This window comes from Caulobacter sp. FV2ps19 (assembly GCF_058681035.1).
Genome location: NZ_CM178729.1, coordinates 2,229,771 through 2,243,411, shown reverse-complemented (window position 1 = coordinate 2,243,411; position 13,641 = coordinate 2,229,771). Strand labels below are relative to the sequence as shown.

Genomic DNA, 13,641 nt, shown 5'->3' with positions numbered 1-13,641 from the left:
TCTAGGTTCACCATCCGCGGCTACGCCCTGCCGATCGACGCGTAAGTAAAGCCGTGTTTGACCATCTCGCTAGGCTTGTAGACATTGCGCAGATCGACGACGACTGGCGCGGCCATGGCCGTCTTCAGGCGCTCCAGATCCAGAGCCCGGAACTGGTCCCATTCGGTCAGGATCACCAGGGCGTCGGCGCCCTGAGCGGCCTCATATGGCCCGGCCTTGAACTCCACGCCCGGCAGCATGTGGGCCGCCTCCTTGGCGCCTTCCGGATCGTAGGCCTGAACCGTCGCGCCCATGGCCTGCAGCGCCGGCAGGATGTCGAGGCTGGGGGCGTCGCGCATGTCGTCGGTGTTGGGTTTGAAGGTCACACCCAGCACGCCGATCGTCTTGCCGGTCAGGTCGGTCGTGCCGATGGCGTCGGCGACCTTGGTCGCCATCGCCTTCTTGCGGGCGTCGTTCACGGCCACCGTGGTCTCGATCAGCTTGACCGGCGCGCCGTATTGCTGGGCGGTGCGAACGAGGGCGATGGTGTCCTTCGGGAAGCACGATCCGCCATAGCCGGGACCGGCGTTGAGGAACTTGCCGCCGATACGCTTGTCCAGGCCGATGCCCTTGGCCACCTGCTGGACGTCGGCCCCGACCTTCTCGCAGAGGTCGGCCATCTCGTTGATGAAGGTGATCTTCATCGCCAGGAACGCGTTGGCCGCGTACTTGATCAGCTCACTGGTCTTGCGACCGGTGAACACGATCGGCGTCTCGTTCAGGCTCAGCGGGCGATAGAGCTCGCGCATCACCGCCTGGGCGCGCTCGTCCTCGGTGCCGACCACCACGCGGTCGGGACGCTTGAAGTCCTCGATGGCTGCGCCTTCGCGCAGGAACTCGGGATTCGACACCACGGCGAACTGGGCGTCGGGCCGCACGCGCTGGATGATCGCCTCGACCTCGTCGCCGGTGCCGACCGGCACGGTCGACTTGGTGACGATGACGGTGAAGCCGTCGATCAGGCCGGCGATCTCCTCTGCGGCGGCATAGACATAGGACAGGTCGGCATGGCCGTCGCCGCGGCGGGTCGGGGTGCCGACGGCGATGAACACCGCGTCGGCCTCCTTGATCGCCTGGGCGCCTTCGAGGGTGAAGAACAACCGGCCTTCGCGAACGTTGCGGGCGACCAGGTCATCGAGCCCCGGCTCGAAGATCGGGATCTCGCCCTGCTCCAGACGCAGGATCTTGCTCGGATCCTTGTCGATGCAGGTCACCACGTGACCGAAATCGGCGAAACACGCCCCGGACACCAGGCCCACATAACCCGTGCCAATCATCGCTACGCGCATAAATCCCCCATCGGTGCGCCCCCGCCCAAACTGGCGGGACAAATCAGTTCAGACAGTCAATCACTCAAAGACTAAGTTAATGCAACTAGGAACTTTCATTAACCATTTTTCAGTCTAGAGAAAGCTCCCGCACCACAGATGAGCGCAGTACAAGCGCCTGAACACTCCACATCTCGACCCACGTGTAGAAACAGACCACTAGCCTGCGCTCGAAATATTTGACGCGGCTAATAAGCGTTTTCCGCCATTATCAGGTGTGGGACAGTCAGAAGCATAATCTTAATATCTCGGCCAAAAGACCAAGTTTCGATATATTCGACGTCGATCTTGACCCGTTCGGCCATGGCCGCAACATCACTCGTTCCGCCACGGAGCCCTTTGATCTGAGCAAAACCCGTCAGGCCCGGTCGGGCCTGGGATCGTAGCTGATAGCTCGGAATTAGCGCACCATACTGGGCATCATGGGCCTGCGCATGAGGCCGAGGCCCCACGAGGGACATATCGCCCTTCAAAACGTTCAACAATTGCGGCAACTCGTCGACACTCGCTTTACGGATGAATCGTCCGATCCGAGTAATGCGATCATCATCACGCAAGGCTTGCACGACGCTCGCGCCATTCTCCTGGCAGCGCATCGAACGGAATTTGTAGATCGTGAAGACCCGGCCATTCAGCCCGCCTCGAGCCTGTCGGAACAGGATCGGACCCGGTGATTCCAGATGGATTAGCCATGCAACCAGCAATAACAGCGGCGCAAAAAAAACGAGCATGACCGCGGCGACAATAATGTCGAATGCCCGCTTATAAGGATCCAACGCTACGCGCGGCATGATTTTACCCACAAGCGATAGATCCGCTGGCGGATTAGAAGCGACGCTAACCATGTCCCCACCATATTTCGCATGAAACAAGCCCCGCGAGACTTAACGAAGCCTTTACCAAACACCACCCTACGCCACAACCATGCGGCGGAAAATGTGCGCGATGTCACAAAACGCTGACGGAAAATGCCCCACTCGATGACGAATTCGGCAAACCGGCCGCCGGAGTCTCCCCAGGGTTGCGCTGCTCACAGCGCGGGCTTGACTGATGACCTTGCGGGAATGACCGAAACAGAGAAGCAGGGCCGCTGCAGTGGAGGCCTAATCGAAATGGATCCGCGGATGGTCTATCCTTCTCGAGGCCCGCTCATCCGCCGTCCCCGGGGCCGGCTTCGCCGCAACGAACAAGGCACATGAAGGGCGCCAGCCGGCGGTTTAGAGCCGTCGCGTGATAAGCAATGTTGCGGCGGTCGTCGCTTGAACCGACCTAACGAACTCAAGCGTCGCCAGCACGCTCACGCCCTCGACCACGCCCTCCAGCACCTGAACCGAACCGATAGGCAGCTCTGCAGTTTCCCCAGCCTTCAATCTCCACTGCTCAATCTGGACGCCGGCGGTAAGGCTCAACACACGCCGCACATCCCCTTCGCGCTCGCGACCGCTAGCGATTGAGCGGCCCTTGCGCTGTAGGTCGTCGACTAGGGTCTTGACCGACTGGCTGGCGTCGCGGTGGCAGACCAGTACAGCGTCGGGCTCTGCATCCACAACGATGTCTTCAAGACCAATGACGGCGACGAAGGGACCGGTCGAGCGGACCAGGACGCGCTCGCAGTCGATCAAGGTGACGTCGCCAGAAACGGCATTGTCGCCTTCGGCCTTGGGAGAGGCGTCCCAGATGGTGTCCCACGCCCCAAGGTCGGACCAGGAAAAGGCTGCGGGGACTACGGCGGCCTTCTTGGTGCGCTCCATCACCGCATAATCGAGCGAGATCTTGGCGGCACCGGAGAAGGCGGCCTTATCCAGCAGAGCGACACCGCCTTCGATCGTCAGGGCGGCGATACAGGCGCGTGCGGCGTCGGAGATGCTGGGCTCAAAGGCATCCAGCTCGCCTAGCAGCATGTCGGCCTTGAAAGCGAAATTGCCGCTGTTCCACAGATAGCCATCTACGACGTAACCTTCGGCCGTAACGCGGTCGGGCTTCTCGATGAAGGCGGCCACGCCCATGACGCCGTTCAGCAGCGCCTCACCCGGCCGAATGTAGCCAAACCCGGTGGCCGGAGCTGTCGGTTTCACGCCAAAGGTGACAATCCAGTCCTCAGCGGCGGCCCTGGCGGCGATCACGACTGCTTCACCAAAAATCTCGGGCTCACCAATATAGTGGTCGGCGGCCAGCATGAGGACGACACCTTCAGGATCACGCGACTGCACATAGGCCGCCGCCGCGGCGACCGCAGGCGCGGAATTGCGGGCTTCAGGTTCGACCAGAACGGTGACCGGAACACCGATCTCCGCGGTCTGCGCGAGCACGAAGTCGACCATGTCGCCACCAGTGACGACGACGATCTCGGCCCGACCGGGCAAGGTGGCCACGCGCAGCACGGTGTCCTGAAAGCTGGAATAGTCCCCGATCAGTTTCAGAAACTGTTTGGGCTGGTCAGCCCGCGAGGCGGGCCAAAGACGCGTGCCAGAACCACCGCACAGGATCACCGGATAGATCGTCGTCACAAAGCCCTCAAGGTTCTAGCCCCGCAGAGGGCCTTGAACCCCGCGTAACACGGGAGTTGCAATCATGCACGGCGCAGAACCTCGATGATGAACTCTCCATCGTCCGATCTGAAAGCTAGCTCGGGCTTTCCTTCAAGGGCAGCGCGGAAGCGTTCACCCCTGGCCATGGGCAAAGCTCAGCAACCTGCAGCCTTCGCCCAATCCTCCATGAGCCCCCGCCGCTTTTCGAAAAGATCTCCCCTGCGATAGGCGGCCTCGACCTTGTTGGCGATGGTGTGGGCCAGGGCCATCTCGACCAATTCGCTGGGATAGTGCGTCACCTCAGCCGCCCAGTCCCGAAAGGTGCTGCGAAAGCCGTGACTGGTCAGATCGCTGCGGCCCATGCGCCGCAGCACCGCCAGCATGGCCATGTTGCTCAACGCCTTGCCGGCCAGCAGGCCTGTGAACACGGGACCGATCGGCCCCTGCCCCTCCCCGACTGTCTTTCTGTAACGCCTCGCCTCGGCCTCGCCCCAGACCTCGCGCTGATGCTCGAGGATCTCGATAGCCGCCTCGCTCAGCGGCACGCGATGCTCCCGGCCCGCCTTCATCCGCGACGCGGGAACAATCCAGACCTTGCGCTCCAGGTCGATCTCACTCCAGTCGGCGCCGAGCACCTCTCCCGTGCGGGCGGCGGTCAGGATGGTGAACCGCAGCGCCAGCACGCCCACGCCGGCCTGCAGACGCAGATCCGCCATGAAACCCGGCAACGCCTCATAGTCGAGCGCAGCGTGATGCTTGACCTTTCGGACCCTGGACTTGGCCGGGAGGATCATCTGCAGATGGCCGTTCCAGCGCGCCGGGTTTTCGCCCGTCCGGAAACCCTGGACGGTTCCCCAACTCAGCACGGCCTCGATCCGGCCTCGTAGCCGACTGGCGGTTTCAGCCTTGGTCAACCAGATCGGCTTGAGGGCCGCCAGAACATCGGCGGTTTCGATGGCAGCCAGCGGCTTGTCGCCAAAGTGAGGCGCGGCGTAGGTCTCCAGCGTGGTGCGCCACTGCTGAACATGCTTGTCGCTGCGCCAGGCCGCCTTATTGGTGTCGATATAGGCGACCATTGCATCCCTGAAGGTGACACCCGTCGGCGGATCCTCTTTCGGGGTCTCGGCCCTGCGCGCCCTGCGCCGACTGGGCCGCACTTCAATGGGGTCGTGCCCTTCATAAAGCTGCTTTCGCGCTTCACGGGCCAGCTCTCGCGCCTGCGACAGACTAACGAACTCGATAGGGCCCAGCCCCATCTGCCGCTCTCGCCGATCGATGGCGTAGCGGAAGATCCACGACTTGCCGCCGCTGGGGGTGACCTGAAGATAGAGGCCGCCGCCATCGTGATAGCGACCAGGGCCGGCAAGATGGCGCACCGTCATGGCTGTGAGTCGATCAACTAGCTTGGCCATGAGAACCTCTCCCAACACCCAATCCAACCCACACGGGATCGAACCCCCGTTTCCACCCCCTTCGACCAGAGCGATAGGAGCGGCTGAATCTGGACGCGTCCAGACACGAATCTGAGAGAAAAGCGTGATGAATCAAAGCCATCCCCGACAGGGGTGGACACGCTTGGACAGCACTGGATCGGGGTGGTGGCGGAGACGGAGGGATTCGAACCCTCGATACCCTTTTGGGGTATGCCGCTTTAGCAAAGCGGTGCCTTCAGCCTCTCGGCCACGTCTCCTCCTGAGAGGAGCGGCTGGATAGCCTGTTCGTGGCGACATGACAATCAGCGAGAATGGAAAATCGCAGCGTTAACGCGAAGCTCAGACGGCGGCGCTAGATTTTACATAGTTTTCCCGGTTCAGAGCCCATGCCGCCCGTCATCACACGTGATCCTGAGCTGCCGATAGAAGCGAACCGAGGTTCTGAGGCTGAGGCGGCGACGCCTCGCCCAAAGAGGCCGGCGCATGCTTCTCCGTCTCGCGGCCGACGCGGCCCGTTTCGTCCAGAACACCTGACACCGGCGCGAATCCGGATCGAGGCGAGAATACTGGCGCGCGCCTTTCGCGCCATCGATGCGACCGCCACCCTAGCCGCCTGCGTCGCCATCTTCGCGCTTCTACCCCGCGGCTCGGCAGATACTGCGTTCAACACCCGCGCCGGGATGGCGCTATCAGCCGGCGCTGTAGTACTGCTCTTGGCCTTGCGCGCGCTCGAGGCCTACGTCTTCGCGCGTAGGGAGCCCCTGCCCCGCCATCTTTTGCGCGTGCTGGCCGCCTCCGGCGCCGCTGCCACGACGGTACTGGCGATCAACATGATCTGGCCGGCCGGTCCTCCGGATGCGACCTCGCCGCTCCTGGCGTTTATGAGCCTCGCCCCGCTCATGCTGGGACTGCACGCACTCTGGTGGGGCTTGATCGCGCGCGGGCGTCGCCAAGGTCGGCTCACCCCGAATGTCGTGGTGGTCGGCGCCACAGCAAATGCGCAACATCTGATCGCCGCGGCGATGCGCACGGGCGATGTCAATGTCTTGGGGATTTTCGACGATCGGTTGGATCGCGCGCCCGAAAATGTTCTGGGCGTCCCGGTTCTGGGCGATACCTCGGCCCTGATCGACCACCGCGTGATGCCTTATGTGGATCGGATCATCATCGCCGTCACCTCCGAGGCCCGCGGCCGCGTACGGCAACTGGTCGACAAGCTGGAGGTTCTGCCCAACCCGATAAGCCTGTTCATCGATGTGGGCCGCGACGCCGATAGCGACGCCGCCGTGTCCCGCATCGCCGACGCCGCCCTTGCGGACCTGACCAGCTCACCGACCGACGCACGCAAGGCCTTCGTCAAGCGGCTGCAAGATCTGGCGGTGTGCCTGTGCGGCCTGGTGATCGCCGCGCCGGTCATGGCGATCGTCGCGGTCGCCGTGCGCCTCGACAGTCCCGGGCCGATCTTCTTCCGCCAGCGCCGACACGGCTTCAACAATGAAGAGATCCTGGTCTGGAAGTTCCGCTCCATGCGTCATGAAATGGCCGACGCCCGCGCGGCGCGCCAAATCAGCGCCAATGACGACCGGGTCACCCGGGTTGGCAAATTCATCCGCAGGACCAGCCTTGACGAACTGCCGCAGCTTTTCAACGTGCTGGTGGGCGAGATGTCGATTGTCGGTCCCCGCCCCCATGCCGTCGGCATGAAGACTGGCGACGTGGAATCTTCCAAGCTGGTCGAGCAATATGCCCATCGTCACCGCATGAAGCCTGGCGTCACGGGCTGGGCGGCCATCAACGGCTCGCGCGGCCCCGTCGACACTCCGGAACTTGTCCGCGAACGCGTGGCCCTGGATGTCGACTATATCGAACGGCAGTCTTTCTGGCTGGACGTCTACATCATCGCCATGACCATTCCCTGCTTGCTCGGCGATCGGTCTACGGTGCGTTAGCCGGGATGTTCTGGCGCGGCGTCCTTGGGTATCTACCGGTCAATATCGCCCAGGGCGTTGTTGGCTTGCTGACGATTGTCCTGTTCACCCGCGTGCTATCGCCGGAAGAATACGGCGCTTATGCCCTGGCCTTCTCGGCCTTGAGCCTGACCCAGACGTTCCTGTTGACCTGGACCGAAGCGGCAATGGCCCGCTTTTACGCCAAGCGCGCGGAAGACGGCCGCCTGCTCGACCATTTCGCCACCCTCTATCGGCTCTGGGGGGCCGCCGCTGTAGCGGTCCCCGTCGTCGCTGCGATCGTTCTGCACTTCCTGCCTCTCGCGGGACCGATGAAGGTCGCGTTGGCGGCGGCGTTCGCCACCGTTCTGGTCAAGAGCCTGACCAAACTGTCCCAAGAGCGGCGACGCGCCGCTGGCGAGGTGTCCGGAGCCGCCTCGCTCGATATCATCCAGACCATCGGAGGTTTTGCCCTGGGTCTGGTCCTGGCGCTTGTTGGTCTGGGTGGCGCTGCGCCGCTGATGGGCATGGGCGCGATCTCACTGCTGTGCCTGGTGTTTGTCCTACCCAGAGACCTGGCGCGCATGGGCGGCGGCCATTTCGACAGGGTCATGGCCCGCGACTATGCCGCCTATGGACTGCCGGTGGCGCTGTCGCTGATCCTGGCCCTGATCCTGTCGACCACCGACCGATTTCTGCTGGCCGCCTATCTGGGCGAAGCGACGGTCGGCGCCTATCACGCCGGTTATTCCGTGGGCAGCCGCACCCTGGATGTGATGTTCATCTGGCTGGGCATGGCCGGCGGCCCGGCCCTGGTCGCCGCGCTCGAGCGCGGCGGCCCGGCGGCTCTCAAAACAGCGGCTCGCGAGCAAGCCGCGTTCATGATCCTGCTGACCTTGCCCGCCGCTGTGGGCCTGGCGCTAGTGGCCTCTCCCCTGGTCGATCTGATGGTGGGCGAGGCCCTGCGGGCCGGCGCGGCTCACGTCACCCCCTGGATCGCGGCCAGCGGTTGGCTATCCGGCGTTACGACCTATTATCTGCTGCAGGCCTTCACCCTGGGTCGGCGCACGCCCCTGCTGATCGCCAGCATGTCCGCCCCCGCCCTGGTCAACCTCACCCTGAACCTTGTGCTGATCCCGAGGTTTGGTCTGGACGGCGCGCTCTGGGCGACCACCGCCAGCTATGGCGTGGGCGCCATCGCAGCCTGGGCGCTGGGGCGAAGCGCCCAGCCCCTGCCCATTCCGTGGGACATCTTGGCCAAGGCCGGGGGAGCCTGCTTTCTGATGGCCGCCGTGCTGATCGCCCTGCCCTCGCCGGGCGGCCTCGTCGAACTGATCCTGAAAGCCAGCGTCGGCGCGGCGGTCTATAGCGGCGTGGTCCTGGGACTCAATATAGACGGGCTTCGCGGCAAGCTTTCCGGTCTTGTCCGACGAAGGGCTCGTCCAGCATGATCTCCACCGCGACAGAGAGCGTCTTCGACAACGCCGCCTGGACCGACGCCCGGCCGCGCCTTTCCGTGTTGATTCCAAACTATCGCGACGATCCCTCAGCCTTGCTCAAGGCGCTGGACGATCCGACGGCACGTGCGGAAATCATCGTTCTGGATGACGGCGGTGCGGACAAGGCGCTGGCCGACCGGCTCACGCGCCGTATCGAACGCCTCCGCCTGCCCGCCCGCTTCGTGCGGTTGTCCGCCAACGAAGGCCGCGCGAAGGGCCGCAACCGACTGGCCAGCCATGCCCGCGCCGGCCACTTCCTGTTCCTCGACGCCGACATGCTGCCCGACCCGAAGGATTTCCTGCCACGCTGGACAGCTTTGGCTGAGCGCGACAATGCTCCCATTGCCTTTGGGGGCTTTACCCTCAACCAGACCCCCGATCGGCCGGAGCACGCTTTGCACCGGGCCATGGCGCTGAAGAGCGACTGCACCCCCGCCCCGGAACGCGCTCGATCGCCAGAGAAGCACGTGTTCACCTCGAACCTGCTGGTCCGGCGCGACGTCTTCGATACCGTCGCCTTTGACGAAGGCTTCACCGGCTGGGGCTGGGAAGACGTCGAATGGGCCATGCGTGTGGGCCGCGAGCACCCAATCCTGCACATCGACAATTCGGCCAGCCATCTGGGGCTCGACACCGCGCCCGCGATGGCCGCCAAATACGAGCAGTCCGCCGCCAACTTCGCGCGCGTCGTCGCCGCCCACCGTGACATCGTCGGCGCCTATCCCAGCTATAAAGTCGCCCGAGCGCTCAAGTCCCTGCCTGCGCGCGAAGTCTGGCGACCGTTGTTGAAGACCTTCGCTTTGAACGAGGCCGCGCCCATCGCCATGCGCGCCTTCGCCCTGAGGCTCTACCGGGCCGCCCTCTATTGTGAGGCCGTCTGATGCAGGTTTCCCACGAAAAGGTCGACGCCTACGAGCCTGACCGCACCCTGAAGGGCAAGCTGCGCCGACGCCTGATCCGGCTGGCGCATCGTCGTCCGGCGCGGGTAAGGCTGGAGCGGCCTATGGTGTCGTTCAGCTTCGACGATGCGCCGGCGACGGCCTGCGACGCGGGCGCTCGGGTCCTGGAGGCCCGTGGCTTGCGGGGCACCTACTATTTTGCCGCCGGCCTGACCGGTCGCGACGGCCCCATGGGTCGGTTTGCGACGGGCGAGGACGCTGCGCGCCTGCACGCCGCCGGCCATGAGATCGGCTGCCACACCTTCTCCCACCTCGATTGTGGTCAGGCGTCGCGCGAAACAACCCTGGCCGATATCGACCAGAACGCCCGGGCCCTCGCATCATGGGGCGCTGGCGCGCCTGTGAGCTTCGCCTATCCATACGGCGACGTCGGCGCCGCCGCAAAAATGCTGCTGGCGGGCCGCTTCAAGACCGTCCGCGCCCTGCACCATGGCCTGATCGCCAATGGAGCCGACCTGAACCAGGCGCCCGCCGTCGGGATCGAGGGGGAAGATGGCGAGGCCACGGCCTTGAAATGGCTGGATCGCGCCCATGCGCGCAAGGCTTGGCTGATCCTCTATACCCACGACGTGGCGCCCGCTCCGTCGCAATGGGGCTGCTCGGTCCAAACCCTGGAACGACTGGTCGATGGCGCGATAAATGCCGGCTTCGACGTGGTCACCGTCGCCGAGGGCTCACGCAGGATCGGGCTTTAGGCCTCCGGCGCATTCCGCTTCGAAAAGCCGGGAAAATTGGACTCCGGCCCGTCATTGCGGCCGCCGAAGAAGCCTATCCAGAAGTGACAATAGTCACGCACCATGTCGCGCGGAACAAACAAGCCCTGCTGGTAGGGCGTATCCACACCGATCGCGAGCGAGGCGTCGCCATCGCCGTACCAGGTTCCAAACAGGCGATCCCAGAGGGGAACCGACGAGAAATGACCGGTCGGCCGACTCATGTCGAGCTTATGGTGAAGGCGATGGTGATTGGGCGACTGGATCAGCCAACGCCCGATCCAGCCCCAGTTTGAGTCAATCTTCGAGTGGATCAGAAAGCCAATGCTGACCACGAGAACGTTCACATAGATCATCACGTCGACCGGTGCGCCCAGGACGGCCATAGGCAGATTGACGATAAAGAGCCCCGTAAAGGCCGCAGGATGCTGACGCGCCGCCGTGATAACGCCGAAGTCCTCCGCCGAGTGGTGATAGCGGTGCAGCGGCCAGAACAAGCGCGAGTGGTCGAGGCGATGCGTCCAGTACTCAAAGAACGAATAGAGCAGGAAATACAGGACGACCTGTACCGGCGCAGGCAACGGCTCGGGGCCGATCGCCAAGCCGGTCACCCCTTCGAGCCAATCGTGAATCCAGGCCCCCGAGATCATCGTGGCCCCCAACATCATCAAACGGCCCATGATGTCCGTCACACGAGCCTGACCGAGGAAGAAACACGCCAGATCGGTCTTCAGCGACGCCGTGGGCGCCAAAATCAATTGTCGAGCCGAGCTCTTGGGCCACCCCACCACGACGGCCTCAATCCACAAAGCCGCGGGCAGCAGGAGGAAGATCATCGCCACGTTATTGATGTGCTCGTGGGCCGAGTCCGTATCAAGCGTCCGTCCCAGCAGGGTGACGGACACGTGGGTTGGAACGACCTTCAAAGCCACCCACCAAGCCGCGCCCATGAAGGCCACATAGGCCAGAAACCCCAGGATCACCGCCGAGCGCGCCAAGATCTGGCGCGTGCTGATCGGGGTTCGCGGCGATGCGAAAGCGCCGGAGAACTCGTCCGCGTCGGCCTGAAGTGCGGCAGGTTTCACCAAGACATACTCCGGCATCCGTCCCCCATTTTGAGGGCAGCGAGCCAAGCCTTAGCCTGTAGGCACTAAAAACTTCGTTCGACGACGCGGTTAACCGAGATCCTGCTGGCGATCCGAAAAGGCCAATTTCGCTGCAAAGGCCACAAACAGCGCCCAACGAAAGTCATTATAGACCACAGCGATGCTCTCGGTCAGTGAGACGAGACTGAATACGACCAGGAACGGGAAAGCCAACAATGCGCCACGCTCGCGAAACACCGCGATCAGAGCCAAGGCCAGGGTCTGCAGGTAGAACAGGACCCAAGCCGTCAGGCCCAGAATGCCCATACCCAGCCACTGCTCGAGCCAAGAGTTGTGCGCATGATGCGCCTGGAAGCCCGCTTCCTTGCTGATCCAGGTAAACGGGCCCCAGCCGGACTTGTTGTCCCAAACCGCCGCGTATCCGTAACCAAGCCAGGGCCTTTCCTCGATCTGCCGCATAACCGCGCTCCAGATCTGTGTGCGGCCCGTCAGGGTGGCGTCCTTGCCCAGGATGGCGAAGAACACATCTGACGCCACCAGCAGGAACCCCGCCAGAAGCACCACGGCCGTCACGCCTGTCCAGGTAATCGCCGCGCTCGCGGCGGGGCTGCGCCGAGCAATCAGCACGAACACAAGAGCCCCTGCCCCGACGATCAACGACGCCAAAGAGGTCTTGGACGTCGACATCAGGACCAGCACCAGGGCCAAGCCCGCGAACGGCCACCATAAACGCGCGCGTTGCGGATTGAGCAGAGCCGCAGCGGACAGGAGGCAGAAGCCCAGAGCCATCATACCGCCCAGCGCATTCTTTTCCAGCCACAGGCCGCGCCAAGCGCCGGGAAAGAGCTCGGTCATGACGCCGATCGACGGCACGGCCAGGCTGACGACAAAACTGGCGACGATCAGGACGATGAAGGTGGCCCCGACGACTTCGGCCAGTTCCGCCCACTTGAAGCGTGCGGCCAAGACAAGCCCGCCAAGCGTCGTGCAAATCACCGCAAAGGCGCGTCGCGTCGTCACATCCGGCGCGATCGACCACATCGTTGAGCCAGCGACGATCAGCATCAGAACGATCAGCAAGGGCTGTCGCACAGAGACCCTGATCATGTTCCAGGGGTTCAGCGCGATCAGCAGGAAGCCCGCGGCATAGGCCGGCAAATAGGCGATCCTCATGATACCGGAGACGGATTCGCCGGCGTTCTCGCCGAACAGCGGGAGTTCCCAACCGCCGCTGTAGATCAGCAGCATGCCTACCGAGACGCAGAAGATGGCGATCTGCGGCAGGAGGAGCCAGGTCCTCCTCGGAGGAGTCACGGCAGGATCGCCCGAAGAAACGCTGGCGGCTGCACCGAGACCTGATTGAAGAAGACGCCTGCGCACCGGCCACCGGCCGAGGCCAGGGCGTCGCGAAGCTGGGCTGGCGGCTTCACATCGGCCTGCTGGGCCGAGACGACAAGCACGGATTGATCCATGTGCTGCGCCACGGTCAGGGCGGCCTGAGATCGATCCACAGAAGGACTGTCGACGATGATCACCTCGGCGTGACGGCGAAGCGCCTGCCAATACTCCGCCCCCGGAATGACGTGCACCTTCTGAGGCCCTCGGAGGGCTTCGCGATTGAAGCGCGTGACCCAGAGGCGCGCACCACCGACGCTGTAGGCGGCCAGATACTTGGCGTCGGGCCACACGCCACCGTCCGGACGGGGCGCCGGAGGCTGGACCGTGAAGAAGGCCGAGCCGTCCGGAGAGGCGGCTACGGCTGGTCCCAGAACACCAAAACGCTCGGGGTTTGCAGAGAGCGTTTGGAATTGTGAGGCGTTGGCCAGGTCCATATCGACCAGCCAGGTCTTGCGACCGGCGCGCGCGGCCGTGAAACGGGCCAGTTCTCGAGCGACGGTCGAGACCCCTTCGCCGCGCCGAGCGGCGACCACCTGGATGACGTGAGGGCGCCCGGGCGCTGGCGCGCCCAGGGAACTCCACAACTCCGCCATCTCGGCGTTCAAATCCACCATCCGTCGAATCGCCGCGTGTTCAAGGCTTACAAACTAGCGCCATTCCCCCGGCACGCGAAAGGCGGCCAAAGCGCTCAC

11 protein-coding genes and 1 tRNA gene are annotated in these 13,641 nt (G+C 63.8%); 4 read left to right on the top strand and 8 right to left on the bottom strand.

What is annotated here, in order from left to right; all coding sequences use genetic code 11:
- Nucleotides 1–20 precede the first annotated feature (20 nt).
- The 5 genes from ACW18B_RS10785 to ACW18B_RS10765 all read right to left on the bottom strand — a co-directional run bounded on the left by ACW18B_RS10785 (nucleotide 21) and on the right by ACW18B_RS10765 (nucleotide 5,585).
- Nucleotides 21–1,328, bottom strand: a complete 1,308-nt coding sequence (locus ACW18B_RS10785) for a UDP-glucose dehydrogenase family protein (RefSeq protein ID WP_492047045.1) — start codon at nucleotides 1,326–1,328, stop codon at nucleotides 21–23.
- Between the two features lie 227 nt (nucleotides 1,329–1,555).
- Nucleotides 1,556–2,212: an exopolysaccharide biosynthesis polyprenyl glycosylphosphotransferase gene (locus ACW18B_RS10780; protein ID WP_492047044.1), complete on the bottom strand. Its 657-nt coding sequence runs from the start codon at nucleotides 2,210–2,212 to the stop codon at nucleotides 1,556–1,558.
- A gap of 372 nt (nucleotides 2,213–2,584) precedes the next feature.
- Complete coding sequence (locus tag ACW18B_RS10775) at nucleotides 2,585–3,874, bottom strand: mannose-1-phosphate guanylyltransferase (RefSeq protein WP_492047043.1); 1,290 nt, start codon at nucleotides 3,872–3,874, stop codon at nucleotides 2,585–2,587.
- Between the two features lie 176 nt (nucleotides 3,875–4,050).
- Nucleotides 4,051–5,307 carry a tyrosine-type recombinase/integrase gene (locus ACW18B_RS10770; protein WP_492047041.1) on the bottom strand — a complete coding sequence of 419 codons (1,257 nt, stop codon included), beginning with the start codon at nucleotides 5,305–5,307 and terminating at the stop codon, nucleotides 4,051–4,053.
- A gap of 187 nt (nucleotides 5,308–5,494) precedes the next feature.
- A tRNA-Ser gene (locus tag ACW18B_RS10765) sits at nucleotides 5,495–5,585 on the bottom strand.
- Nucleotides 5,586–5,714: 129 nt separating this feature from the next.
- Here ACW18B_RS10765 and hfsE point away from each other — a divergent pair.
- Genes hfsE through hfsH form a run of 4 tightly spaced genes read left to right on the top strand, consistent with a single transcriptional unit; the run spans nucleotide 5,715 to nucleotide 10,427 of the window.
- Nucleotides 5,715–7,277, top strand: a complete 1,563-nt coding sequence (gene hfsE, locus ACW18B_RS10760; RefSeq protein WP_492047040.1) for a polysaccharide biosynthesis protein HfsE — start codon at nucleotides 5,715–5,717, stop codon at nucleotides 7,275–7,277.
- 5 nt (nucleotides 7,278–7,282) lie between these two features.
- A complete protein-coding gene (gene hfsF / locus ACW18B_RS10755; RefSeq protein ID WP_492047039.1) occupies nucleotides 7,283–8,725 on the top strand; it encodes a polysaccharide biosynthesis protein HfsF in 1,443 nt (480 codons plus the stop codon).
- Complete coding sequence (gene hfsG / locus ACW18B_RS10750) at nucleotides 8,722–9,654, top strand: polysaccharide biosynthesis protein HfsG (RefSeq protein ID WP_492047038.1); 933 nt, start codon at nucleotides 8,722–8,724, stop codon at nucleotides 9,652–9,654. The genes hfsF and hfsG overlap by 4 nt, the downstream gene beginning before the upstream one ends.
- Nucleotides 9,654–10,427, top strand: coding sequence for an oligosaccharide deacetylase HfsH (gene hfsH, locus ACW18B_RS10745; RefSeq protein ID WP_492047036.1), 774 nt, complete (start codon nucleotides 9,654–9,656; stop codon nucleotides 10,425–10,427). The genes hfsG and hfsH overlap by 1 nt, the downstream gene beginning before the upstream one ends.
- Here the strand turns inward: hfsH and ACW18B_RS10740 are convergent.
- From ACW18B_RS10740 to ACW18B_RS10730, 3 genes are all read right to left on the bottom strand, one after another.
- Nucleotides 10,424–11,530, bottom strand: coding sequence for a sterol desaturase family protein (locus ACW18B_RS10740; RefSeq protein ID WP_492051680.1), 1,107 nt, complete (start codon nucleotides 11,528–11,530; stop codon nucleotides 10,424–10,426). The genes hfsH and ACW18B_RS10740 overlap by 4 nt on opposite strands.
- A 90-nt stretch (nucleotides 11,531–11,620) precedes the next feature.
- Nucleotides 11,621–12,799 carry an O-antigen ligase family protein gene (locus ACW18B_RS10735; protein ID WP_492047035.1) on the bottom strand — a complete coding sequence of 393 codons (1,179 nt, stop codon included), beginning with the start codon at nucleotides 12,797–12,799 and terminating at the stop codon, nucleotides 11,621–11,623.
- Nucleotides 12,800–12,861: 62 nt separating this feature from the next.
- Nucleotides 12,862–13,563 (bottom strand): P-loop NTPase family protein, encoded by a 702-nt coding sequence (locus tag ACW18B_RS10730; protein WP_492047034.1) that lies wholly within the window; start codon nucleotides 13,561–13,563, stop codon nucleotides 12,862–12,864.
- Nucleotides 13,564–13,641: the final 78 nt, after the last annotated feature.

Coding starts and splice junctions, on each gene's coding strand:
- ACW18B_RS10735 (WP_492047035.1), bottom strand. CDS start 12,799: ATGCTGCTGATCTACAGCGGCGGTTGGGAACTCCCGCTGTTCGGCGAG.
- ACW18B_RS10780 (WP_492047044.1), bottom strand. CDS start 2,212: ATGGTTAGCGTCGCTTCTAATCCGCCAGCGGATCTATCGCTTGTGGGT.
- ACW18B_RS10730 (WP_492047034.1), bottom strand. CDS start 13,563: ATGGTGGATTTGAACGCCGAGATGGCGGAGTTGTGGAGTTCCCTGGGC.
- hfsF (WP_492047039.1), top strand. CDS start 7,283: ATGTTCTGGCGCGGCGTCCTTGGGTATCTACCGGTCAATATCGCCCAG.
- ACW18B_RS10770 (WP_492047041.1), bottom strand. CDS start 5,307: ATGGCCAAGCTAGTTGATCGACTCACAGCCATGACGGTGCGCCATCTT.
- hfsE (WP_492047040.1), top strand. CDS start 5,715: ATGCCGCCCGTCATCACACGTGATCCTGAGCTGCCGATAGAAGCGAAC.
- hfsH (WP_492047036.1), top strand. CDS start 9,654: ATGCAGGTTTCCCACGAAAAGGTCGACGCCTACGAGCCTGACCGCACC.
- ACW18B_RS10785 (WP_492047045.1), bottom strand. CDS start 1,328: ATGCGCGTAGCGATGATTGGCACGGGTTATGTGGGCCTGGTGTCCGGG.
- hfsG (WP_492047038.1), top strand. CDS start 8,722: ATGATCTCCACCGCGACAGAGAGCGTCTTCGACAACGCCGCCTGGACC.